Here is a 22,522-nt window from a genome sequence, read left to right on the forward strand (position 1 = left end):
AGTGAAACCCCGCGGGCAGGGCGTCCCGCCCGCGGGGTTTCCGGTGGCTCAGTGCGCGGCCGACTCCCAGTCCGGGCCGACGCCCACCGAGACGTCCAGCGGGGCGCGCAGGCTGACCGCGTTCGCCATCTCGCGGCGGACGATCTCCTCGGTGGCCGCGCGCTCGCCGGGGGCGATCTCCAGCACGATTTCGTCGTGCACCTGGAGCAGCATGCGGGACTTCAGCTCCGCCTCGCGCAGCGCCCGGTCGACGTGGAGCATCGCGATCTTGACGATGTCGGCGGCCGTGCCCTGGATCGGGGCGTTCAGCGCCATCCGCTCGGCGGCCTCGCGGCGCTGGCGGTTGTCGCTGTTGAGGTCGGGCAGGTAGCGGCGGCGGCCGAAGAGGGTCGCCGTGTAGCCGGTGGCCCGCGCCTCGTCGACCGCGCGGCGCAGATAGTCCCGTACGCCGCCGAACCGCTCGAAGTAGGTGTCCATCAGGGCGCGGGCCTCGCCCGCGTCGATGTTCAGCTGCTGGGAGAGGCCGAAGGCGGACAGGCCGTAGGCGAGGCCGTAGGACATGGCCTTGATCTTGCGGCGCATCTCCGCGTCCACCGCGTCCCGGCCGACGGAGAACACCTGGGAGGCGACCGTGGTGTGCAGGTCCTCGCCGGAGGTGAACGCCTCGATGAGGCCCGCGTCCTCGGAGAGGTGGGCCATGACGCGCAGCTCGATCTGGCTGTAGTCGGCCGTCATCAGGGACTCGAAGCCCTCGCCGACCACGAAGCCCCGGCGGATCGCGCGGCCCTCGTCGGTGCGGACCGGGATGTTCTGCAGGTTGGGGTCCGTGGAGGACAGCCGTCCGGTCGCGGCCACCGTCTGGTTGAAGGTGGTGTGGATACGGCCGTCGGCGGCGATGGTCTTGATCAGGCCCTCGACGGTGACACGCAGCTTGGCCTGCTCGCGGTGGCGGAGCATGATGACCGGCAGTTCGTTGTCGGTCTGCGCGGCGAGCCAGGCCAGGGCGTCGGCGTCGGTGGTGTACCCGGTCTTGGTCTTCTTGGTCTTGGGCAGCGCCAGCTCCCCGAAGAGGACCTCCTGGAGCTGCTTGGGCGAGCCGAGGTTGAACTCGTGCCCGGCGGCGGCGTGCGCCTCCTTCACGGCCTGCTGCACGGCGCCCGCGAAGGTCTGCTCCATGGTCTCCAGGTGGGAGCGGTCGGCCGCGATGCCGTGCCGCTCCATGCGGGCGAGCAGGGCGGAGGTGGGCAGCTCCATGTCCCGCAGCAGGTCGGCGGCGCCGACCTCGGCGAGCCGGGTCTCCAGTGCCTCGCCCAGGTCGAGGATCGCGCGGGCCTTGATCATCAGGGCCTCGGCCTCGGCGCCGTCGTCCGCGCCGAACGCCAGCTGGCCGTCGGCCGCGGCGGCCGGGGCCAGCTCGCGGTGCAGGTACTCCAAGGACAGCGCGTCCAGGTCGAAGGAGCGGCGGCCGGGCTTGACCAGGTAGGCGGCGAGCGCGGTGTCCATGGACACGCCCTCCACCCGCCAGCCGTGCTCGGCCAGCACCCGCATGGCGGCCTTGGCGTTGTGCAGCACCTTGGGACGCTCGGCGTCGGCCAGCCAGGCGGCGAACGCCCGCTCGTCGGCCTCGTCCAGCTCGGCGGGGTCGAAGAAGGCGGCCGCTCCCCCGGCGGCGGCGAGGGCGACCTCGGCGACCGAGCCGGTGCCCAGCGCCCAGGTGTCGACCGTGGCCATGCCGAGGGGCTCGGCGGCGTGCCCGGCGAGCCAGTCGGCCAGCTCACCGGTGCCCAGGATCGTGCCGTCCACCTCGACGCCGTCCGCCGTGACCGGGGTGGTCTCGGCCTCCTCGGCACCGGGGTCGACGGCGAAGAGCCGCTCGCGCAGCGAGGGGTTGCGGATCTCCAGGGTGTCCAGGAACGCCGCCACGGTCTTGCGGTCGTACGGTTCACGGCCCAGGTCGGCGACCGTCTTGGGCAGCTCGACCGCGCGCTCCAGCTCGGTCAGGACGCGGTTGAGCTTGACCGACTCCAGGTGGTCGCGCAGGTTCTGCCCGGCCTTGCCCTTGACCTCCTCGACCCGCTCGACCAGCTCCGCGAACGAACCGAACTGGTTGATCCACTTCGCGGCGGTCTTCTCGCCGACGCCGGGGATGCCGGGCAGGTTGTCGGACGGGTCGCCGCGCAGGGCGGCGAAGTCGGGGTACTGCGCGGGCGTCAACCCGTACTTCTCGAAAACCTTCTCCGGGGTGAAGCGGGTCAGCTCGGAGACGCCCTTGGTCGGGTAGAGCACCGTGGTGTGCTCGCTGACCAGCTGGAAGGAGTCCCGGTCGCCGGTGACGATCAGCACGTCGAAGCCCGCGGCCTCGGCCTGGGTGGCGAGGGTGGCGATCACGTCGTCCGCCTCGAAGCCGTCCACGGCGAAGCGCGGCGCGTGCATCGCGTCCAGCAGCTCGCCGATCAGCTCGACCTGGCCCTTGAACTCGTCCGGGGTCTTGGAGCGGTTGGCCTTGTATTCGGTGAACGTCTCGGAGCGCCAGGTCTTGCGGGACACGTCGAAGGCGACCGCGAAGTGCGTGGGCGCCTCGTCACGCAGGGTGTTGGCCAGCATCGAGGCGAAACCGTAGATCGCGTTCGTGGGCTGGCCCGTCGCGGTGGTGAAGTTCTCCGCGGGCAGCGCGAAGAACGCGCGGTACGCCAGTGAGTGCCCGTCCATGAGCATCAGGCGGGGTCGGCCGCCGGGAGGGGTGTCGGTCTTCTTCGATGCTGTCTCTGCCACGCCCCCGATCCTGCCACGCCCCACTGACAGCCGAGTCCGCGAACCGATCCGCCGGAAGATCCCGCACGTTATCCACAGGGCTCCCCCTCCGGGCACTCGCGGGGCATGCTTGTCCGGTGGGGCCGCGGGGGACCCCGGATGTGAGAAAGACGATCGAAGGGGAGCGGGCGATGGCGACGAAGCCGCCCAAGGGTGATCCGGTGCAGGACGCGCCGCGGACAGGGGAGCCGAAGCACGCGGCGGCGGGACTGCCCGCCGTGGGGCATTCCCTGAAGATCGCGCAGCAGCAGATGGGGGTGCGGCGCACCGCGCTGACCCTGCTGCGGGTGAACCAGAAGGACGGCTTCGACTGCCCCGGCTGCGCCTGGCCCGAGCCGGAGCACCGGCACATGGCGGAGTTCTGCGAGAACGGCGCCAAGGCGGTGGCCGAGGAGGCCACCCTGCGCCGGGTCACCCCCGAGTTCTTCGCCGCGCACCCGGTGACCGGCCTCGCCGGACGCAGTGGCTACTGGCTGGGCCAGCAGGGCCGCCTCACGCACCCCATGTATCTGCCCGAGGGCGCCGACCACTACGAACCGGTCACCTGGGAGCGCGCCTTCGACATCATCGCCGAGGAGATCGCGGCCCTCGGCTCGCCCGACGAGGCCGTCTTCTACACCTCGGGCCGCACCAGCAACGAAGCGGCCTTCCTGTACCAGCTGTTCGCCCGTGAGCTGGGCACCAACAACCTGCCCGACTGCTCCAACATGTGCCACGAGTCGTCCGGTTCGGCGCTCTCGGAGACGATCGGCATCGGCAAGGGCAGCGTCCTGCTGGAGGATCTGTACCGGGCCGACCTGATCATCGTCGCCGGGCAGAACCCGGGCACCAACCATCCGCGCATGCTCTCGGCGCTGGAGAAGGCCAAGGCGTCCGGCGCGAAGATCATCAGCGTCAATCCGCTGCCCGAGGCGGGCCTGGAGCGGTTCAAGAACCCGCAGACCCCGCAGGGCATGCTCAAGGGCGCCGCGCTCACCGACCTGTTCCTCCAGATCCGGCTGGGCGGCGACCAGGCCCTCTTCCGCCTCCTCAACAAGCTCGTCCTGGAGACGGACGGCGCGGTGGACGAGGAGTTCGTCCGCGAACACACCCACGGCTACGAGGAGTTCGCGGAAGCGGCGGCCAAGGCCGACTGGGACGAGACCCTCACGGCGACCGGCCTGACCCGCGCGGAGATAGAGCGGGCGCTGGAGATGGTGCTCGCCTCGGAGCGGACCATCGTCTGCTGGGCCATGGGCCTCACCCAGCACAAGCACTCGGTGCCGACCATCCGCGAGGTGGTCAACTTCCTGCTGCTGCGCGGCAACATCGGCCGTCCCGGCGCCGGGGTGTGCCCGGTGCGCGGCCACTCCAATGTGCAGGGCGACCGCACGATGGGCATCTTCGAGCGGCCCGCCCCCGCCTTCCTGGACGCGCTGGAGCGGGAGTTCGGGTTCGCCCCGCCGCGCGAGCACGGCTTCGACGTCGTACGGGCCATCCGCGCGCTGCGCGACGGCGAGGCGAAGGTGTTCTTCGCCATGGGCGGCAACTTCGTCTCCGCCTCCCCGGACACCGAGGTGACCGAGGCGGCCATGCGGCGGGCCCGGCTGACCGTGCATGTGTCGACCAAGCTGAACCGCTCGCACGTGGTCACCGGCGCCCGCGCGCTGATCCTGCCGACGCTCGGCCGCACCGAGCGTGATGTGCAGGGCGGCGGCGAGCAGTTCGTCACCGTCGAGGACTCCATGGGCATGGTGCACGCCTCGCGCGGACGGCTGGCGCCCGCGAGCGGCCAGTTGCTCTCCGAGCCCGCGATCGTGGCCCGGCTGGCCCGGCGGGTGCTGCCGGACAGCAACGTGCCGTGGGCGGAGTTCGAGCGGGACTACGCGAGCGTCCGGGACCGGATCGCGCGGGTGATCCCCGGCTTCGAGGATTTCAACGCCCGCGTCGCCCACCCCGGCGGCTTCACCCTGCCGCACGCCCCGCGCGACGAGCGCCGCTTCCCCACCGCCACCGGCAAGGCCAACTTCACGGCCGCGCCGGTGGAGCACCCGGAACTGCCCGAGGGCCGGCTGCTGCTCCAGACGCTGCGCTCGCACGACCAGTACAACACCACGATCTACGGCCTGGACGACCGCTACCGGGGCATCACCGACGGCCGCCGCGTGGTGCTCGTCCACCCCGAGGACGCCCGTGAACTGGGCGTGGCGGACGGGAGTTACGTGGATCTGGTGGGCGAGTGGAGCGACGGGGTGGAGCGGCGCGCGCCCGGTTTCCGCGTGGTGCACTACCCGACCGCACGGGGCTGCGCGGCCTCGTACTACCCGGAGACCAACGTGCTGGTGCCGCTGGACGCCACCGCCGACACCAGCAACACCCCGGCGAGCAAGTCCGTGGTGGTCCGGCTGGAGGCGCGCCCGGAAGGGCGTCTGGAACAATCGGCGACCGACTGAGCGTTCGCTCAGTGATATGGAACGCCGCCGCACAGGCGCACGAGATCGGAGCCGGGCCATGGGTGAGCAGCAGCAGGTGAAGTTCCCGCAGGAGATCATCGACGAGTACGCGGCGCTCGGCGTGGATCTGCCCGCGCTGTTCTCCGCCGGTCACCTGGGGACGCGGATGGGCGTGCAGATCATCGAGGCGGCGCCGGAGCGGGTGGTCGGCACCATGCCGGTGGAGGGCAACACCCAGCCGTACGGCCTGCTGCACGGCGGCGCCTCCGCGGTGCTCGCCGAGACCCTCGGCTCGGTCGGCTCGATGCTGCACGGCGGCAGCTCCAAGGTCGCCGTCGGCGTCGACCTGAACTGCACGCACCACCGGGGCGCCCGCTCCGGTCTGGTCACCGGCGTCGCCACCCCCGTCCACCGGGGCCGCTCGACGGCGACGTACGAGATCGTCATCACCGACGAGCAGGACCGCCGCGTCTGCACCGCCCGCCTGACCTGCCTGCTGCGCGACCTCCCCGCGGGCGAGACCCCGGCGAAGGACTGACGCCCACCATTGCCCCGCCCCGCCCCACGCCGTAGCTTTCGGCGCATGGGACGGGGCGGGGCACTTCTCATACGGCCCGGCCTCCGGCGATGACCGGCATCGGCCCGCTGGAACCCGGCGAGGACACCTGGGCGCGCGAGCCCGCCGAGGCACGCCCGGCACCCCGTACCCAGCGCCGCCGCACCCTACTGATTCCGGCCACCCTCTGCGCCGTGCTGGCGGCAGGCGGCGCCCTCTGGGCCACCCGGCCGCGTCCGGCGCCGCCTCCCGAACTCCCCTTCCCCGCACAGACGGTGACCGTGAGCTTCCTGGCCGGCCGGGCCACCGCGCCCCGCCGCATCGCCTTCGACGTGCGGCTCGCCGTGGAGTCCGGACCCCCGGTCACCGTGACCCGGGTGAGCCAGCCCTACGCCGGGATGTCGGCCGAATCCGAGCCCCGCGCCCCGTTCCGGACCGCCCCCGGTTCCTCGCGCGTGATCACCGTGACCATGCGTGTCACGGAATGCGGAAGGGTGCCCAAAAACGCCGCATTGCCTTTCGTGGAAGTAACACTGCGTAATGCGCGCGCAATACAAACCCAGAGTTTCATCCTCGGTCCGCGCTACACCCAATACCTCTCCCACGCCCTCGGCGAAGCCTGCGGCGAAAGTTCGCCGTCATCACCAAAACCCCCGAGACGCCTGAACAGTTGAGGGTCGGTCCTGCGGGTTCTCAGCATGTGGACAGGGCGAATCGGCTGGAATTCCGGCGTTCCACCCAGGCGGTACCGCTCTGCATTACCTCGTGTCATAACAAGAGCGTCACAGCCTTGGTCAAGCTCTCCTCCACGTTCCCATCACACGCTTAGAGTCACGGCCAGTCACCGCGTCCCGGATTCACTTTTCGGCCAGGCGCGCGGCTCGACCGTTTCCATGGGGATGCGGTCGTCCAGGGAAAGGACTGATCGTGCGTCAACGTTCGCTCATCGCCATCACCGCCGCGCTGTCCGCGGGAGCGCTCACCCTCACCGCCTGCGGCTCGCGCGACAGCGGCGACAACGGCTCCGACGCCAAGGGCGGCACCACCGTCACCATCGGCGTCGACGCCCCGCTGACCGGCGACCTGTCCGCGCTGGGCCTCGGCATCAAGAACTCGGTGGACCTCGCGGTCAAGACCGCGAACAAGAAGGAGTACGTCAAGGGCGTCACCTTCAAGATCGACGCCAAGGACGACCAGGCCCAGCCCTCGTCCGGCCAGCAGAACTCCACCGCCTTCGTCACCGACAAGAGCGTCCTCGGTGTCGTCGGCCCGCTGAACTCCTCCGTCGCCGAGTCGATGCAGAAGGTCCTCGACGACGCCAAGCTGGTCCAGGTCTCCCCCGCCAACACCAACCCGGCGCTGACCCAGGGCGTCAACTGGCAGAAGACCAAGACCCGCACGTACAAGTCGTACTTCCGTACCGCGACCACGGACGCCATCCAGGGCCCGTTCGCCGCCCAGTACGTCTACAACAAGGCCAAGAAGACCAAGGTCTTCGTCATCGACGACAAGAAGACCTACGGCGCCGGTCTCGCCGCCACCTTCTCCGCCGAGTTCAAGAAGCTCGGTGGCAAGGTCGTCGGCACCGAGCACATCAACCCCGACACCAAGGACTTCTCCGCGGTCGCCACCAAGGTGAAGAACTCCGGCGCCGAGGTGGTCTACTACGGCGGCGAGTACCCGCAGGCGGGCCCGCTCAGCAAGCAGATCAAGGCGGCAGGCGCCAAGGTCCCGCTGGTCGGCGGTGACGGCATCTACGCGGCCGACTTCATCAAGCTCGGCGGCGCCTCCGCCACCGGCGACCTCGCCACCTCCGTCGGCGCGCCGGTGGAGACCCTGCCCTCCGCCAAGCAGTTCGTCGCGGACTACAAGGCCGGGGGCTACAAGGAGGAGTACGCGGCCTACGGCGGCTACTCCTACGACTCCGCCTGGGCCATCATCGAGGCCGTCAAGAAGGCCGTCGACGACAACGGCGGCAAGCTCCCCGACGACGCCCGCGCGAAGGTCACCGCCGCCCTCCAGGGCGTCTCCTTCGACGGCGTGACCGGCAAGGTCTCCTTCGACGAGTACGGCGACGCCACCAACAAGCAGCTGACCGTGTACTCCGTCAAGGACGGGGCCTGGAAGGCCGTGGAGTCCGGCACCTACAACGGCTCCTGACCCACACCCGCACCAGCCGAGCCGCGCGGGGCGCTCAAGAGGCGCCCCGCGCGGACTCGCATCCGGCCACTTCCGGCCACATCCGTCGCTTATCCGAACGCTCGGAGGACATGCGGTGAACGAACTGCCGCAGCAGCTGGTCAACGGCCTGCTACTTGGTTCCATGTACGGGCTCGTCGCCATCGGCTACACGATGGTCTACGGCATCGTGCAGCTCATCAACTTCGCCCACGGCGAGATATTCATGACCGGCGCCTTCGGTGCCCTCACGGTCTACGTGTACGTCCTTCCCGACGGCACCTCCATGTGGATCGCCCTGCCGCTGATGCTGGTCGGCGCCATCGTGGTCGCCGTCACCGTCGCCGTCGGAGCGGAACGATTCGCCTACCGGCCGCTGCGCACCGCACCCCGGCTCGCCCCGCTCATCACCGCCATCGGCCTCTCCCTCGCCCTCCAGCAGGCCGTGTGGGCCTGGTACCCCGAGGCCAAGTCGGCGCGCACCTTCCCGAGCATCCCCGGCGGACCCTTCGAGCTCGGCGACGTCACCATCCAGACCGGAGACGTCTTCCTCGTCGCCGCCGCCCCGCTCAGCATGGCCGTCCTCGCCTACTTCGTGATGCGCACCCGCACCGGACGCGGCATGCAGGCCACCGCCCAGGACCCGGACACCGCCAAGCTGATGGGCGTCAACACCGACCGCATCATCGTGATCGCGTTCGCCCTCGGCGCCGCCTTCGCCGCGGTCGGCTCCGTCGCCTACGGCTTCAAGTACGGCCAGATCGACTTCCGCATGGGCTTCATCCTCGGCCTCAAGGCGTTCACCGCGGCCGTCCTCGGCGGCATCGGCAACATCTACGGCGCCATGCTCGGCGGCCTCGTCCTCGGCGTCGCCGAAGCCCTGTCCACCGCCTACATCGCCGACATCCCCGGCATGGACAAGTTCGGCAGCCAGTCCTGGGCAGACGTCTGGGCGTTCGTACTCCTCATCCTCGTGCTCCTGCTGAGGCCACAGGGCCTGCTCGGCGAGCGCGTCGCGGACAGGGCGTGACACCGATGACCACACAGACCACCGCACCCGGCACCCCGGAGACCCCGGCCACCGCCGCCCCCGCCGCCACCGGCCTGATCGGCCTGCCCACCCCCCTCGGCCGGGCCCTCGCCACCGGCGGCGGCGCCCTCGCCGTCATCTCCACCTTCCTCGCCTGGACCTGGACCTCCGCCTTCCCCGGCGACCTCACCGTCTACGGCTACCCCGGCGGCCTCCAGGTCCTCGTCCTCATCGGCGGCCTGCTCACCACCCTGTTCGGCCTCGCCTCCTACGGCGTCAAGGGCCTCAAGGCCCTCACCCCCGGCAACGCCGACAGCGCCCTCAAGCTCGCCGCGCTCGGCACCTTCGGCACCGCCTGGTACACCGTCATCGCCATCAGCGCCAAGCTCGGCGGCGTCGTCAACCTCGAACCCGGCGGCTACCTCGTCGCGCTCGCCACCCTGGCCGCCCTGCTCGGCGCCCTCGCGCTGCCCTTCCAGCGGCCCGAACCCGACCCGGCCGACCCCGACGACACCGGCTGGGAAGCCTTCCGGCACCGCGCCCGGCAGAACTGGACCGTCTTCAAGTCCGCCTTCGCCGCCGACTCCCCCGCCCCCGGCCGCACCCTGCCCGCCTGGGCGGAGATCCTCGTCATCACCGGCGTCATGGCCCTCGGCCTGCTCGTCTTCACCTACGGCATCGGCACCGAGTACGACGAACTCTTCATCGGCTTCCTCATCACCGCGGGCTTCGGCTTCGCCGCGGTCGCCAAGGCCGGACTCGTGGCCCGGATCTCGGCGATCACCTCCCGGCACCGCACCGTCACCATGACCGGCGCCTTCGTCGCCGCCGCCGCCTTCCCCTTCACCCAGTCCGACGACCAGTACGCCACCATCGGCGTCTACATCCTCATCTTCGCCACCGTCGCCCTCGGCCTGAACATCGTCGTCGGCCTCGCCGGCCTGCTCGACCTCGGCTACGTCGCGTTCCTCGGCGTCGGCGCCTACACCGCCGCCCTCGTCTCCGGCTCGCCCTCCTCGCCGCTGCACGTGCACTGGCCCTTCTGGGCCTCCGCCCTGCTCGGCGCCTTCGTCGCCATGATCTTCGGCGTCCTCATCGGCGCCCCCACCCTCCGCCTGCGCGGCGACTACCTCGCCATCGTCACCCTCGGCTTCGGCGAGATCTTCCGCATCACCGTCCTCAACATGGACGGCACCTCCGGACCCGACGTCACCAACGGCTCCAACGGCATCTCCTCGGTCCCCAACCTCGACATCCTCGGCTTCGACTTCGGCCAGGAACACCAGCTGTTCGGCGCCACCATCGGGCGGTTCGCCAACTACTTCCTGCTGATGCTCCTCATCACCCTCGTCGTGGTCGTCGTCTTCCGGCGCAGCAGCGACTCCCGCATCGGCCGCGCCTGGATCGCCATCCGCGAGGACGAGACCGCCGCGCTCGCCATGGGCATCAACGGCTTCCGGGTCAAGCTCATCGCCTTCGCCCTCGGCGCCGGACTCGCCGGACTCGCGGGCTCCGTACAGGCCCACGTCACCTACACCGTGACCCCGGAGCAGTACCAGTTCGCCCACGTCGTGCCGCCCAACTCGGCCTTCCTGCTGGCCGCCGTCGTCCTCGGCGGCATGGGCACCATCTCCGGCCCCCTCGTCGGCGCCTCACTGCTCTACCTGATCCCCGCCAAGCTCCAGTTCCTGGGCGAATACCAGCTCTTCGCCTTCGGCGTCGCGCTCGTCCTGCTGATGCGCTTCCGCCCCGAGGGCCTCATCCCCAACCGGCGCCGCCAACTCGAGTTCCACGAGGACGCCGCCACGCCCGCCGTCCTCAGCAAGGCAGGGGCCTGACCACCATGACCACCGACACCACCACCAAGGACACCGCACCCGGCACCACCCCCGGCGAGACGGTCCTCGACGCCCGCGGCGTCACCATGCGCTTCGGCGGCCTCACCGCCGTCCGCGACGTCGACCTCACCGTCAACAGCGGCGAGATCGTCGGCCTCATCGGCCCCAACGGCGCCGGAAAGACCACCTTCTTCAACTGCCTCACCGGCCTCTACGTCCCCACCGAGGGCGAGGTCCGCTACAAGGGCACCGTCCTGCCGCCCAAGTCCTTCAAGGTCACCGCGGCAGGCATCGCCCGCACCTTCCAGAACATCCGGCTCTTCGCCAACATGACCGTCCTGGAGAACGTCCTCGTCGGCCGCCACACCCGCACCAAGGAAGGACTCTGGTCCGCCCTGCTGCGCGGCCCCGGCTTCCACAAGGCCGAAGCCGCCTCCCGCGCCCGCGCCATGGAACTCCTGGAGTTCGTCGGCCTGGACGCCAAGGCCGAACACCTCGCCCGCAACCTCCCCTACGGCGAGCAGCGCAAGCTGGAGATCGCCCGCGCGCTGGCCAGCGAACCCGGACTCCTCCTCCTCGACGAGCCCACCGCGGGCATGAACCCGCAGGAGACCCGCGCCACCGAGGAACTCGTCTTCGCCATCCGCGACCAGGGCATCGCCGTCCTCGTCATCGAGCACGACATGCGCTTCATCTTCAACCTCTGCGACCGCGTCGCCGTCCTCGTCCAGGGCCAGAAGCTCATCGAGGGCGACAGCGCCACCGTCCAGGGTGACGAACGCGTCGTCGCCGCCTACCTCGGCGAACCCTACGAGGACGCCCCCGGCGCCGAGGAGGCCGCCGAGGTCGAGGCCGCCGAGGCACCGGCGGACGCCGTGCCCGGCAAGGAGAACCGCAAGGAGAACGACCGATGACCGCACTGCTCGAAGTCGAGGACCTGCGGGTCGCCTACGGCAAGATCGAGGCCGTCAAAGGCATCTCGTTCAAGGTCGAGGCCGGCCAGGTCGTCACCCTCATCGGCACCAACGGCGCGGGCAAGACCACCACGCTGCGCACCCTGTCCGGGCTGCTCAAGCCGGTCGGCGGCCAGATCCGCTTCAACGGCAAGTCGCTGAAGAAGGTCCCCGCCCACCAGGTGGTCTCCCTCGGGCTCGCCCACTCCCCCGAGGGGCGGCACATCTTCCCGCGCATGACCATCGAGGACAACCTGCGCCTCGGTGCCTTCCTGCGCAACGACAAGCCCGGCATCGAGAAGGACATCCAGCGCGCCTACGACCTCTTCCCCATCCTCGGGGAACGCCGGAAGCAGGCCGCGGGCACCCTCTCCGGCGGCGAGCAGCAGATGCTGGCCATGGGCCGGGCGCTGATGTCCCAGCCACAGCTCCTCATGCTGGACGAGCCGTCCATGGGCCTCTCCCCGATCATGATGCAGAAGATCATGGCGACGATCGCCGAGCTGAAGGCGAGCGGTACGACGATCCTCCTGGTCGAGCAGAACGCCCAGGCCGCGCTCTCGCTCGCCGACCAGGGACACGTCATGGAGGTCGGCAGCATCGTGCTCTCCGGCACCGGCCGCGACCTCCTGACCGACGAGTCGGTACGCAAGGCGTACCTCGGCGAGGACTGACGGCTGGTCGCGAGAACGGAAGGCGGCACCCCCGGTACGGCCGGGAGTGCCGCCTTCCGCTCGTACCGGGGGTCTCAGGCCCCGCCGAGCCAGCTGGTGGCGTCCAGGCGGAACGCGGTGTCCTCGGGGACGACCCGGCGCAGAGCCGCCTCCATCTCCCGCACGCGGTCCGCACCCAGCACCGCGGCCCACTCCGCGCGCAGTTCGTCGAACAGGGCGGCCGAGCGGCCGAGGGCGGCACGGCCGTGGGGGGTGAGCCGGACGAGCTTGCGGCGCGCGTCGTCGGGATCGTCGGCGCGCTCCGCGTAGCCGAGAGCGAGCAGTCGGTCGACCGTCTTCCCCGCGGCCTGCTTGGACACCCCGAGGCGCCGTCCGATGTCGCTCGCGGTCGCGCCATGGACGCCGATGGCCTGCATGGCGAAGCCGTACGCGGGGCGCAGCTCGGGGTGCCCCTCCTCGGCGAGCCGGGCGTGCAGGCGGTCGATGAGGGTGCGGAAGCCGGCGAAGAGGAGGAGGGGCAGCTCGAAACCGGGCGCGTCGTCGAGGCCCTTGCCGGGGCCCTTGCCAGAATCGACAACCTGGTTTACGTTTCTCTCGCCCACATGGTCAACCATGTTGTCGATATTAGTGCTGCCGTGATCCTCGTGCCAGCCCGTCAGGAGTCCCATGACCACCGACCTGTCCGCCCGCACCGCACACGCCATCACCCTGCTCCGGGAGGCGTCCCCGCAGAACCTGGACGGCTTCCTCACCCTCAGCGCGATGTTCGAATCCACGACCCTGGACCCGCACTCCCGCGAGACCGTCATCCTCACCGTCGCCACCCGCAACCAATGCCACCTGTGCGTCGACATGCACCAGGCCCGGCTGACCACCCTCGGCCCCGCAGAGAACCCCGAACGCCTTGACGCCGTCCACCGGTTCACCCTCCAGATCCTCGCCTCCTCGGGCGCGGTGAGCGAGGAGGAACTGGCCGCCTTCCAGGCCCACGGCTACACCCGCCGCAACGCCCTGGAAGTCGTCCTCGGCATCGGCGCGTACACCCTCTCGACGCTCAGCAACCGGCTTGTCGGTGCCGCGTAGAACACCCGTCCGCGCCGCCGCCGACAACACGACAGCGGCCCGGCCGGGGAATCCCCGGCCGGGCCGCTGCTCGCACTGCTCGCCCGCTACGGACCTCAGTCCTTCTTCTTGGACGACTTCTTCTCCTGGTCGTCCGAGATGACCGCCTCCGCGACCTGCTGCATCGACAGGCGGCGGTCCATCGAGGTCTTCTGGATCCAGCGGAACGCGGCGGGCTCGCTCAGGCCGTACTCGGTCTGCAGGATCGACTTCGCGCGGTCGACCAGCTTGCGGGTCTCCAGGCGCAGGCTGAGGTCGGCGACCTCCTGCTCCAGTTGCTTCAGCTCGTTGAAGCGGGAGACGGCCATCTCGATGGCCGGGACCACGTCGGTCTTGCTGAACGGCTTCACCAGGTACGCCATCGCACCGGCGTCGCGGGCCCGCTCCACGAGGTCGCGCTGCGAGAAGGCGGTGAGCATCAGGACCGGGGCGATGGACTCCTCCGCGATCTTCTCGGCCGCGGAGATGCCGTCCATCTTCGGCATCTTCACGTCCAGGATCACCAGGTCCGGCTTGTGCTCACGGGCCAGCTCAACGGCCTGCTCGCCGTCACCGGCCTCACCGACGACCGTGTACCCTTCCTCCTCCAGCATCTCCTTGAGGTCGAGCCGGATCAGCGCCTCGTCCTCGGCGATGACGACCCGGGTCGTCAGCGGGGGCACATGCGACTTGTCGTCGTCGGACACGTCTGCGGGCTGGGGCGACTCGGGGGTCGTCACTGGGGCTCTCCGTTCAGGGCAGGGGTGCTGCTGACAAGAGCCTACCTAGCTACGGTATGGTGGACGCGCGGAGGGTCAAGGGATGCCTTGGATTCTGCGGGCCCCGGTAGCCCAATTGGCAGCAGGCAATGGATTCAAAACCCATACAGTGTCGGTTCGAATCCGACTCGGGGCACTTTTCCTTCGATTCGAAGGAATGACTCGGCAAGCGGATGCTCACGTTCTCGTGAACATCCGCTTTTTGCTGCGTGCCGCGGCGACCACTCTCGCAAGGTGGCCGCATGTACGACCTCAGCACACGCGAGCGGGCGCTCGCACTGGTGGCCCAGGGCCGCAGCCTCAACTCCGTCAGCCGAGAAACCGGGATCTCCCGCAGTGCGATTCGATCCCGGCAAGCCCGCATCACACCACTCCCGCGCATACAGAGCACTCCGTGCTCACGGTGCGGCCCGTCGGGCGAGCCGCCCGCGGACAAGGCTGCGTACAGCTACCTTCTGGGCCTCTATCTCGGTGACGGCTGCATCAGTCCGGGGATGAAGACGGGCTACTACCTCCGCATCGCTTGCTGCGACGCGTGGCCGGGCCTCATCGAAGCCTGTGTCGCCGCGGTCGAGACCGTCAACCCCAGCAAGAAGGCATACCGGGTCCAGGCTGTCGGGTGCACGTCCGTGGTCGGCTACAGCCGCCATTGGCGGTGCCTCTTCCCGCAGCACGGCCCGGGGAAGAAGCACGAGCGGGCGATCGCCCTGGAGCCCTGGCAACAGGACATCGTCGACGCCCACCCCTGGGAATTCATCCGGGGCCTCATCCACTCCGACGGCTGCCGCATCACCAACTGGACGACGCGACTGGTCGGCGGGGAACGAAGGCGCTATGAGTACCCCCGGTACTTCTTCACCAACGTCTCCACCGACATCCGGCGCCTCTTCACCGACACTCTGGACAAACTCGGTGTCGAGTGGACCCAGTGCATGCGCGATGGGAGACCGTTCAACATCTCCATCGCCCGCAAATCCTCCGTAGCCCTCATGGACGCCCACGTGGGTGCGAAGTACTGAGCCTCAGTCCTCCGCGATGTGGTGGACGCGGACCAGGTTGGTGGTGCCGGGCTCGCCGGGTGGGGAGCCTGCGGTGATGACGACCGTGTCGCCCTTCTTGCAGCGGGCATGACGAAGGAGCAGTTCGTCGACCTGGTCGACCATCGCGTCGGTGGAGTCGACGTGGGGGCCGAGGAAGGTCTCGACGCCCCAGGTGAGGCTGAGCTGGGAGCGGGTGGCGGGTTCGGGGGTGAAGGCGAGGACGGGGATGGGTGAGCGGTAGCGGGAGAGTCGGCGGGCGGTGTCGCCGGACTGGGTGAAGGCGACGAGGAAGCGCGCGCCCAGGAAGTCCCCCATCTCGGCGGCGGCCCGCGCGACGGCACCTCCCTGGGTGCGCGGCTTGTTCCGCTCCGTCAGCGGCGGCAGCCCCTTCGCGAGCATCTCCTCCTCCGCCGCGGCGACGATCTTCGCCATGGTGCACACGGTCTCGACGGGGTACCGCCCCACGCTGGTCTCGCCGGACAGCATCACCGCGTCCGCGCCGTCGAGCACCGCGTTGGCCACGTCGGAGGCTTCCGCGCGGGTCGGCCGGGCGCTGTCGATCATCGAGTCGAGCATCTGGGTGGCGACGATGACCGGCTTGGCGTTGCGCTTGGCGAGCTTGGCGGCGCGTTTCTGCACGATCGGCACCTGCTCCAGCGGCATTTCCACGCCGAGGTCGCCGCGGGCGACCATGAGTCCGTCGAAGGCGTCGACGACGTCCTCGATGTTCTCGACGGCCTGCGGCTTCTCCACCTTGGCGATGACGGGCAGGCGGCGCCCCTCCTCCGCCATGATCCGGTGCACCTCGGCGGCGTCGCGGCCGCTGCGGACGAAGGAGAGGGCGATGACGTCGAAGCCGGTGCGCAGCGCCCAGCGCAGGTCGTCCTGGTCCTTCTTGGAGAGGGCGGGGACGGAGACGGCGACGCCGGGGAGGTTGAGCCCCTTGTGGTCGGAGATCATGCCGCCCTCCAGCACGCGGGTGTGCACGCGGGGGCCGTCGACGGCGGTGACCTCCAGGCAGACGCGGCCGTCGTCGACGAGGACACGCTCACCGGCCCGGACGTCCTCAGCGAGCCCGGCGTACGTCGTGCCGCACTGGTGGCGGTCGCCCTGCACACCCTCTTCGACGGTGATGGTGAAGGTGTCGTCGCGTTCGAGGAGTACGGGTCCTTCGGCGAAGGTGCCGAGCCGGATCTTCGGACCTTGAAGATCGGCGAGCATTCCGACGCTGCGGCCGGTCTCGTCGGCGGCCTGGCGAACGCGCTGGTAACGCGCCTCGTGTTCGGCGTGGGTGCCGTGGCTGAGGTTGAACCGGGCTACGTCCATTCCGGCCTCGACCAGTGCCTTGATCTGGTCGTACGAGTCGGTGGCGGGCCCCAGGGTGCAGACGATCTTTGCTCGGCGCATGGGTCGAGCCTATGGCTTACCGGCGGGTAGAGAATTCGGGCTCGATGGCCACTCAACGACCTTTGGGGAAAGGGTTATTGACAAGTGTTGAATTGTGCGATGACCCGCTCCTATGAGCGATGTTTTTCGCGCAATAGTTCTTTGGAGTGAAGGCTTCGCTAAAGCCGGGGCGGTACCAGCGTGAATCGCGCGGTGACCTGCGCGGAGACCCACAATTGCGCGGGCTGGAGGTCGAAGGGCTCGGCGGATTCGGCCGCGTCGGCGCGGCGGGCGGAGCGGCCGAAGGCGGTGACGTTGCGCGGCCGGTCGGCGCCGGTGTCGGCGAGTTCGGTGAGCGCGGCGAGGGAGGTGCCGAGCGCGTCGGCGTACTCGCGGGCGCGCTGGAGGGCGTCGGCGACGGCGCGGCGGCGGGCCTCGGCGTGCGCCGGGGAGTCGGGGCGCAGCGACCAGCCGGGGCCGTCCAGCTCGGTCAGCTCCAACTCGGCCAGGCGGGAGGTGAGTTCGCCGAGAATGCCGAAGTCGGTGATCTCGGCGTCGATGCGGACGATCCCCCGGTGGCTGCGGACCCGTTCGCCCCGGCCGCGTTCGCTGAGTTCGGGGGTGACGCTGAGGGCGCCGGTGGTGAGGTCGGGGACGGCGTCGCCGTAGGACTTGAGGACGTCGAGGGCGGTGGTGTTGCGGTGGGTGAGGTCGTCGAGGGTGGCGCGGCGGTCGCGGCCGCGGGCGGTGACGGTGATGCCGAGGCGGGCGATCTCGGCCTCGGTCTGGAACTCGGCCTCGCCCCGGACGGCGAGGAGGGGGGCGTCGGGGGTGCCGTACGCGGGGTTCGCCTCAGGGGTCATACGTCCCACTGTGTCACGTGTCCGGTGTGCCGGTGGGGGGAGTTGACGGGAATCGGTCACCGGATCGCAACCTGGGGGGTCTGTTGCGACCTGTCATGGTCGGGCCACAATCTACGCGCGTTGTCGACCCCTTGCCGAGGAGACCGAGAGATGCCGTTCGACCGCCGGAAGTTCCTGAAGCAGTCCGCCGTGACCGGGGCGGGCGTGGCGATCGCGGGCGGGGCGGGAGCCCCGGCGGCGGAGGCGGCCGGGGCCGTCACGGCGCGCCACGGGCATCACGAGAAGCGGTACGCGCTGACCGTGATGGGCACCACCGATCTGCATGGTCACGTCTTCAACTGGGACTACTTCAAGAACGCGGACTACGCCGACGCGGCGGGCAACGCGCAGGGCCTGGCCCGGATCTCGACGCTGGTGAACCAGGTCCGCGCGGAGAAGGGCCGCCGCAACACCCTGCTGCTGGACGCGGGTGACACGATCCAGGGCACCCCGCTGACGTACTACTACGCGAAGGTGGACCCGATCACCGCCAAGGGCGGGCCGGTGCACCCGATGGCGAAGGCGATGAACGCGATCGGGTACGACGCGGCGGCGCTGGGCAACCATGAGTTCAACTACGGCATCGAGACGTTGCGCCGTTTCGAGCACCAGCTGGACTTCCCGCTGCTGGGGGCGAACGCGGTGGACGCCAAGACGCTGAAGCCCGCGTTCGCGCCGTACTACATGAAGCGGTTCCATGTGCCGGGTGCGCCGCCGGTGAAGGTCGCGGTGCTGGGTCTGACCAATCCTGGTATCGCCATCTGGGACAAGGCGTTGGTGCAGGGCAAGCTGGCGTTCGAGGGGCTTGAGGAGCAGGCCGCGAAGTGGGTGCCGAAGCTGCGGTCGATGGGCGCGGACATCGTGGTGGTGTCGGCGCACTCGGGTACGTCGGGCACGTCGTCGTACGGTGACCAGGTGCCGTACGTGGAGAACGCGGCGGCGAACGTGGCGCGGCTGGTGCCGGGGATCGACGCGATCCTGGTGGGGCACGCGCACCAGGAGATCCCGGAGCTGCGGGTCGTCAATGAGAAGTCGGGGAAGACGGTGGTGCTGTCGGAGCCGCTGTGCTTCGCGGAGCGGCTGACCCTGTTCGACTTCGAGCTGGTCTTCACGCGGGGCCGCTGGCAGGTGGAGTCGGTGAAGGCGTCGCTGAAGGACTCGCGGACGGTGGCGGACGACCCGAGGATCACCAAGCTGCTCTCGAAGGAGCACGCGAAGGTGGTGGCGTACGTCAACCAGGTGGTGGGCCGGGCGACCGAGACGCTGACCACGGTGGAGGCGCGGTACAAGGACGCCCCGATCATCGACCTGATCACGAAGGTGCAGGAGGACGTGGTCAAGGCGGCGCTGGCGGGCACCGAGTACGCCTCGCTGCCGGTGCTGGCGCAGGCGTCGCCGTTCTCCCGGACGAGTGAGATCCCGGCGGGCGATGTGACCATCCGGGATCTGTCGGGGCTGTACGTGTACGACAACACGCTGGTGGCAAAGCTGCTGACGGGTGCGCAGGTGCGGGCGTACCTGGAGTACTCGGCGCAGTACTACGTACAGACGGCGCCGGGTGCGCCGGTGGACGTGGCCAGGCTGACGAACGCGGGCGACCGCCCCGACTACAACTACGACTATGTGTCGGGGCTGTCGTACGACATCGACATCGCGCAGCCCGCCGGTTCGCGGATCAAGAACCTGACCTTCGGTGGGGCTCCGCTGGACGACGCGGCGCGGTTCGTGTTCGCGGTGAACAACTACCGGGCGAACGGCGGCGGCGCGTTCCCGCATGTGGCGTCGGCGAAGGAGCTGTGGTCGGAGTCGACGGAGATCCGGACCCGGATCGCGGAGTGGGTGACCGCGAAGGGTGTGCTGGACCCGAAGGACTTCGCGTCGGTGGACTGGAAGCTGACGCGGGCGGGCACGCCGGTGTTCTAGTACGTCTGGCGGGGTGAGACCCCGGTGGTGGTGCGGGCCTGGTGGGCCGTGCCGTCGCCGGGGTTTCCGCGTTGTGGGTGGAGCCCGAAGGTGGTGAAGGCGGTCCGGGTGGGGAGCGGGTACTGCTCCTTGCCGGTCAGGGAGTTGAGGATGGTGGCGCTGCGCCAGGCGGCGAGGCCGAGGTCGGGGGCGCCGACGCCGTGGGTGTGGAGTTCGGCGTTCTGGACGTGGACGGAGCCGCCGACGGCGGGGTCGAGGACGAGCCGGAACTCGTCGTCGATCAGGGGGCGTCCGGCGTTGTCGCGGCGCAGGTGGGGGTCGAGTCCGGCGAGGAGGCCGTCGAGGGGGCGCATGCGGTAGCCGGTGGCGAGGACGACGGCGTCGGTGGTGAGGCGGGTGCGGCTGCCCTGGTCGAGGTGTTCGAGGTGGAGTTCGACCTGTCCGGTGCCGAGGCGTCCGGCGGTGCGGACCTGGACGCCGGGGGTGAGGACGGCGTCGGGCCAGCCGCCGTCGAGGGTGCGCCGGTACAGCTCGTCGTGGATGGCGGCGAGGGTGCCCGCGTCGACGCCTTTGTGGAGCTGCCATTGTGCGGCGACGAGCCGGTCTCGGACGGGTTCGGCGAGGGCGTGGAAGTAGCGGGTGTGGTCGGGGGTGAAGTGTTCCAGGCCGAGCTTGGAGTACTCCATGGGGGCGAAGGCGGCGGTGCGGCCGATCCAGTGGAGGTGTTCGCGTCCGGCGGGGCGGTGGCGGAGCAGGTCGAGGAAGACCTCGGCGCCGGACTGTCCGGAGCCGACGACGGTGACGTGTCGGGCGGCGAGCAGGGTGTCGCGGTGGGCGAGGTAGTCGGCGGCGTGCAGGACGGGGACGCCGGGTGCGGCGGCGAGGGGGCGCAGGGGTTCGGGGACGTGGGGTGCGCTGCCGATGCCGATGACGATGTTGCGGGTGCGGGTGCGGCCGAGGGCTTCGGCGTGGCCGTCGGTGTCGAGCCGGGTGAAGTCGACCTCGAACACGTCGCGTTCGGGGTTCCAGCGGACGGCGTCGGCCTGGTGGCGGAAGCGGAGTCCGGGGAGTTGTCCGGCGACCCAGCGGCAGTAGGCGTCGTATTCGGTGCGCTGGATGTGGAAGTGCTCGGCGAAGTAGAAGGGGAAGAGCCGGTCGCGGGTGCGGAGCCAGTTGAGGAAGCTCCAGGGGCTGGTGGGGTCGGCGAGGGTCACCAGGTCGGCGAGGAAGGGGACTTGGAGGGTGGCGCCGTCGATGAGGAGGCCGGGGTGCCAGTCGAAGCCGGGGCGTTGTTCGTAGAAGACGGCGTCGAGTTCGGCGAGGGGGGCGGCGAGGGCGGCCAGGGAGAGGTTGCAGGGGCCGATGCCGATGCCGACGAGGTCGCGGGGGGACTCGGGCTCCTGGCATGAAGGGTGGGGCGGGTGGCTCATGCGGGGGTGTTTCCTTCGGCGAGTTTCACGAGGTGGGCCAGGTCGTCGGGCCCGGTGTGGGGGTTGAGGAGGGTGGCCTTGAGCCAGAGGCGGCCGTCGGCGCGGGCCCGGCCGAGGACGGCGCGGCCCTCGTGCAGCAGGGTGCGGCGGACGGCGGCGACGGTGTCGTCGCTGGCGTGGGCGGGCCGGAACAGCACGGTGGCGAGGGTGGGCCGGTCGTACAGTTCGAGGCCGGGGTGTGCCTCGATGCGGTCGGCGAAGTCCTGGGCGAGACCGAGGACTTGGTCGATGAGGTCGGCGAGGCCGGTGCGGCCGAGGGTGCGCAGGGTGACCGCGGCCTTGAGGATGTCGGGGCGGCGGGTGGTGCGGGTGGAGCGGCCGAGCAGGTCGGGGAGGCCGGCCTCGGTGTCGTCGTCCGCGTTGAGGTAGTCGGCGCGTTGGTGGAGGGCGTCGAGTTCGGTGGCGTCGGCGACGGCGAGGAAGCCGGTGGCGACGGGCTGCCAGCCGAGTTTGTGCAGGTCGAGCGCGACGGTCTGGGCGGCGTCGAGTCCGGTGAGCAGGGCGCGGTGGCGGTCGCTGAGGGCGAGGGCGCCGCCGTAGGCCGCGTCGATGTGCAGCCGGACACGGTGGGCGGCGCAGCGGGCGGCGATCTCGGGGAGCGGGTCGATGAGTCCGGCGTCGGTGGTGCCCGCGGTGGCGGCGACGAGGAGGGGGCCGGTCAGCTCGGTGAGGGCGGCGTCCAGCGCGGCGGGGTCCAGGGTGCCGTTGGGGGCGGGGAGGACGACGGGGTCGGGCAGGCCGAGCAGCCAGGCGGCGCGGGGCAGGGAGTGGTGGGCGGCGGCCGAGCAGACCAGCCGGACGTGGGCGCCGTCGGCCTCGCGGGCGAGCAGCAGGGCGAGCTGGTTGGCCTCGGTGCCGCCGGTGGTGACGACGGCGTCGGCGAGGCCGATGCGGGCGGCGAGGGCGCCGGTGACGCGGGCTTCGAGGGCGGAGGCGGCGGGCGCCTGGTCCCAGGAGTCCAGCGAGGGGTTGAGCGCGCTGACGGCCAGGTCGGCGGCGGTGGCGACGGCGAGCGGCGGGCAGTGCAGGTGGGCGGCGCAGAGCGGGTCGGCGGGGTCGGCGGCGCCTGCGGCGAGGGTGTGGACGAGGGCGCGCAGGGCGTCGGGGTCGCCGTGTTCGGGGAGTACGTCGCCGAGGGCGTCGGTGACGCGGGCGGCGACGGCGTCCGGCCCGCCCGCGGGGAGGGGGCCGCCGCGGGCGGCCGCGCCGGTGGTGAGGGCGCCGAGGACGGTGTCCAGGAGCGGGCGCAGGGCGTCCGGGCCGTGGGGTCCTGAGGCGAGGGGCGGGGTGCTCATGGGCTCTCCTGCGGGGCGGGGACACGCACCGGCCCTCAGGTTCGGGAGCCGGGTGTCCGCGCTGCACAACGAGCGGGAGCGGGAAATGGGTACTGCCGTACGGGGAAAACGCGTCGGAACGGTGTGCGGGTGGC

At 70.5% G+C, this 22,522-nt stretch carries 18 protein-coding genes and 1 tRNA gene; 12 read left to right on the forward strand and 7 right to left on the reverse strand.

What is annotated here, in order from left to right:
• Positions 1 to 48 precede the first annotated feature (48 nt).
• Positions 49 to 2,772, reverse strand: a complete 2,724-nt coding sequence (polA, locus tag ACI2LY_RS14745; RefSeq protein ID WP_404707482.1) for a DNA polymerase I — start codon at positions 2,770 to 2,772, stop codon at positions 49 to 51.
• A gap of 170 nt (positions 2,773 to 2,942) precedes the next feature.
• Between polA and ACI2LY_RS14750 the strand changes: the two genes are divergently transcribed.
• The 8 genes from ACI2LY_RS14750 to ACI2LY_RS14785 all read left to right on the forward strand — a co-directional run bounded on the left by ACI2LY_RS14750 (position 2,943) and on the right by ACI2LY_RS14785 (position 12,472).
• Positions 2,943 to 5,243 (forward strand): FdhF/YdeP family oxidoreductase, encoded by a 2,301-nt coding sequence (locus ACI2LY_RS14750; protein WP_404707483.1) that lies wholly within the window; start codon positions 2,943 to 2,945, stop codon positions 5,241 to 5,243.
• A 58-nt stretch (positions 5,244 to 5,301) separates the two neighbouring features.
• Positions 5,302 to 5,781, forward strand: a complete 480-nt coding sequence (locus tag ACI2LY_RS14755) for a PaaI family thioesterase (protein ID WP_404707484.1) — start codon at positions 5,302 to 5,304, stop codon at positions 5,779 to 5,781.
• Positions 5,782 to 5,870: 89 nt separating this feature from the next.
• On the forward strand, positions 5,871 to 6,473 hold the full coding sequence (locus ACI2LY_RS14760; RefSeq protein WP_404707485.1) for a Tat pathway signal sequence domain protein: 603 nt from the start codon (positions 5,871 to 5,873) through the stop codon (positions 6,471 to 6,473).
• Between the two features lie 253 nt (positions 6,474 to 6,726).
• Positions 6,727 to 7,959, forward strand: a complete 1,233-nt coding sequence (locus tag ACI2LY_RS14765; RefSeq protein ID WP_404707486.1) for a branched-chain amino acid ABC transporter substrate-binding protein — start codon at positions 6,727 to 6,729, stop codon at positions 7,957 to 7,959.
• A gap of 115 nt (positions 7,960 to 8,074) precedes the next feature.
• Positions 8,075 to 9,007, forward strand: coding sequence for a branched-chain amino acid ABC transporter permease (locus ACI2LY_RS14770; protein ID WP_244334190.1), 933 nt, complete (start codon positions 8,075 to 8,077; stop codon positions 9,005 to 9,007).
• A gap of 5 nt (positions 9,008 to 9,012) precedes the next feature.
• Entirely contained in the window at positions 9,013 to 10,845 is a 1,833-nt protein-coding gene (locus ACI2LY_RS14775) for a branched-chain amino acid ABC transporter permease (RefSeq protein WP_404707487.1), read from the forward strand.
• 5 nt (positions 10,846 to 10,850) lie between these two features.
• Complete coding sequence (locus ACI2LY_RS14780) at positions 10,851 to 11,759, forward strand: ABC transporter ATP-binding protein (protein WP_404707488.1); 909 nt, start codon at positions 10,851 to 10,853, stop codon at positions 11,757 to 11,759.
• Entirely contained in the window at positions 11,756 to 12,472 is a 717-nt protein-coding gene (locus tag ACI2LY_RS14785) for an ABC transporter ATP-binding protein (RefSeq protein WP_381141219.1), read from the forward strand. The genes ACI2LY_RS14780 and ACI2LY_RS14785 overlap by 4 nt, the downstream gene beginning before the upstream one ends.
• Positions 12,473 to 12,546: 74 nt before the next feature.
• Here the strand turns inward: ACI2LY_RS14785 and ACI2LY_RS14790 are convergent, their stop codons facing one another.
• Positions 12,547 to 13,086 carry a MarR family winged helix-turn-helix transcriptional regulator gene (locus tag ACI2LY_RS14790; RefSeq protein WP_404708142.1) on the reverse strand — a complete coding sequence of 180 codons (540 nt, stop codon included), beginning with the start codon at positions 13,084 to 13,086 and terminating at the stop codon, positions 12,547 to 12,549.
• Between the two features lie 52 nt (positions 13,087 to 13,138).
• Here ACI2LY_RS14790 and ACI2LY_RS14795 point away from each other — a divergent pair, with 52 nt between their 5' ends.
• Positions 13,139 to 13,555, forward strand: a complete 417-nt coding sequence (locus tag ACI2LY_RS14795; RefSeq protein WP_404707489.1) for a carboxymuconolactone decarboxylase family protein — start codon at positions 13,139 to 13,141, stop codon at positions 13,553 to 13,555.
• A gap of 95 nt (positions 13,556 to 13,650) precedes the next feature.
• Here ACI2LY_RS14795 and ACI2LY_RS14800 read toward each other — a convergent pair whose 3' ends face one another.
• Positions 13,651 to 14,313 carry an ANTAR domain-containing response regulator gene (locus tag ACI2LY_RS14800; protein ID WP_404707490.1) on the reverse strand — a complete coding sequence of 221 codons (663 nt, stop codon included), beginning with the start codon at positions 14,311 to 14,313 and terminating at the stop codon, positions 13,651 to 13,653.
• A 100-nt stretch (positions 14,314 to 14,413) separates the two neighbouring features.
• On the opposite strand from ACI2LY_RS14800, the gene ACI2LY_RS14805 reads away from it, so the two are divergent.
• Positions 14,414 to 14,488, forward strand: a tRNA-Leu gene (locus tag ACI2LY_RS14805).
• A gap of 106 nt (positions 14,489 to 14,594) precedes the next feature.
• Complete coding sequence (locus ACI2LY_RS14810) at positions 14,595 to 15,371, forward strand: transcriptional regulator (protein WP_404707491.1); 777 nt, start codon at positions 14,595 to 14,597, stop codon at positions 15,369 to 15,371.
• 3 nt (positions 15,372 to 15,374) lie between these two features.
• Here the strand turns inward: ACI2LY_RS14810 and pyk are convergent, their stop codons facing one another.
• Together pyk and ACI2LY_RS14820 are read right to left on the reverse strand one after the other, a co-directional pair.
• Entirely contained in the window at positions 15,375 to 16,799 is a 1,425-nt protein-coding gene (gene pyk / locus ACI2LY_RS14815; RefSeq protein ID WP_404707492.1) for a pyruvate kinase, read from the reverse strand.
• 158 nt (positions 16,800 to 16,957) lie between these two features.
• A complete protein-coding gene (locus ACI2LY_RS14820; protein WP_404707493.1) occupies positions 16,958 to 17,641 on the reverse strand; it encodes an SIMPL domain-containing protein in 684 nt (227 codons plus the stop codon).
• 150 nt (positions 17,642 to 17,791) lie between these two features.
• Between ACI2LY_RS14820 and ACI2LY_RS14825 the strand changes: the two genes are divergently transcribed.
• Entirely contained in the window at positions 17,792 to 19,603 is a 1,812-nt protein-coding gene (locus ACI2LY_RS14825; RefSeq protein ID WP_404707494.1) for a bifunctional metallophosphatase/5'-nucleotidase, read from the forward strand.
• On the opposite strand, the gene ACI2LY_RS14830 is transcribed toward ACI2LY_RS14825, so the two are convergent.
• Both ACI2LY_RS14830 and ACI2LY_RS14835 read right to left on the reverse strand, forming a co-directional pair.
• Positions 19,600 to 21,033 (reverse strand): lysine N(6)-hydroxylase/L-ornithine N(5)-oxygenase family protein, encoded by a 1,434-nt coding sequence (locus ACI2LY_RS14830; protein WP_404707495.1) that lies wholly within the window; start codon positions 21,031 to 21,033, stop codon positions 19,600 to 19,602. The genes ACI2LY_RS14825 and ACI2LY_RS14830 overlap by 4 nt on opposite strands.
• The gene (locus tag ACI2LY_RS14835) at positions 21,030 to 22,388 is read right to left on the reverse strand and encodes a pyridoxal phosphate-dependent decarboxylase family protein (RefSeq protein ID WP_404707496.1); all 1,359 of its coding nucleotides are present in this window, start codon (positions 22,386 to 22,388) and stop codon (positions 21,030 to 21,032) included. The genes ACI2LY_RS14830 and ACI2LY_RS14835 overlap by 4 nt, the downstream gene beginning before the upstream one ends.
• Positions 22,389 to 22,522: the final 134 nt, after the last annotated feature.

The organism is Streptomyces sp. NPDC002176 (genome assembly GCF_044903645.1).
Taxonomy (GTDB): domain Bacteria; phylum Actinomycetota; class Actinomycetes; order Streptomycetales; family Streptomycetaceae; genus Streptomyces.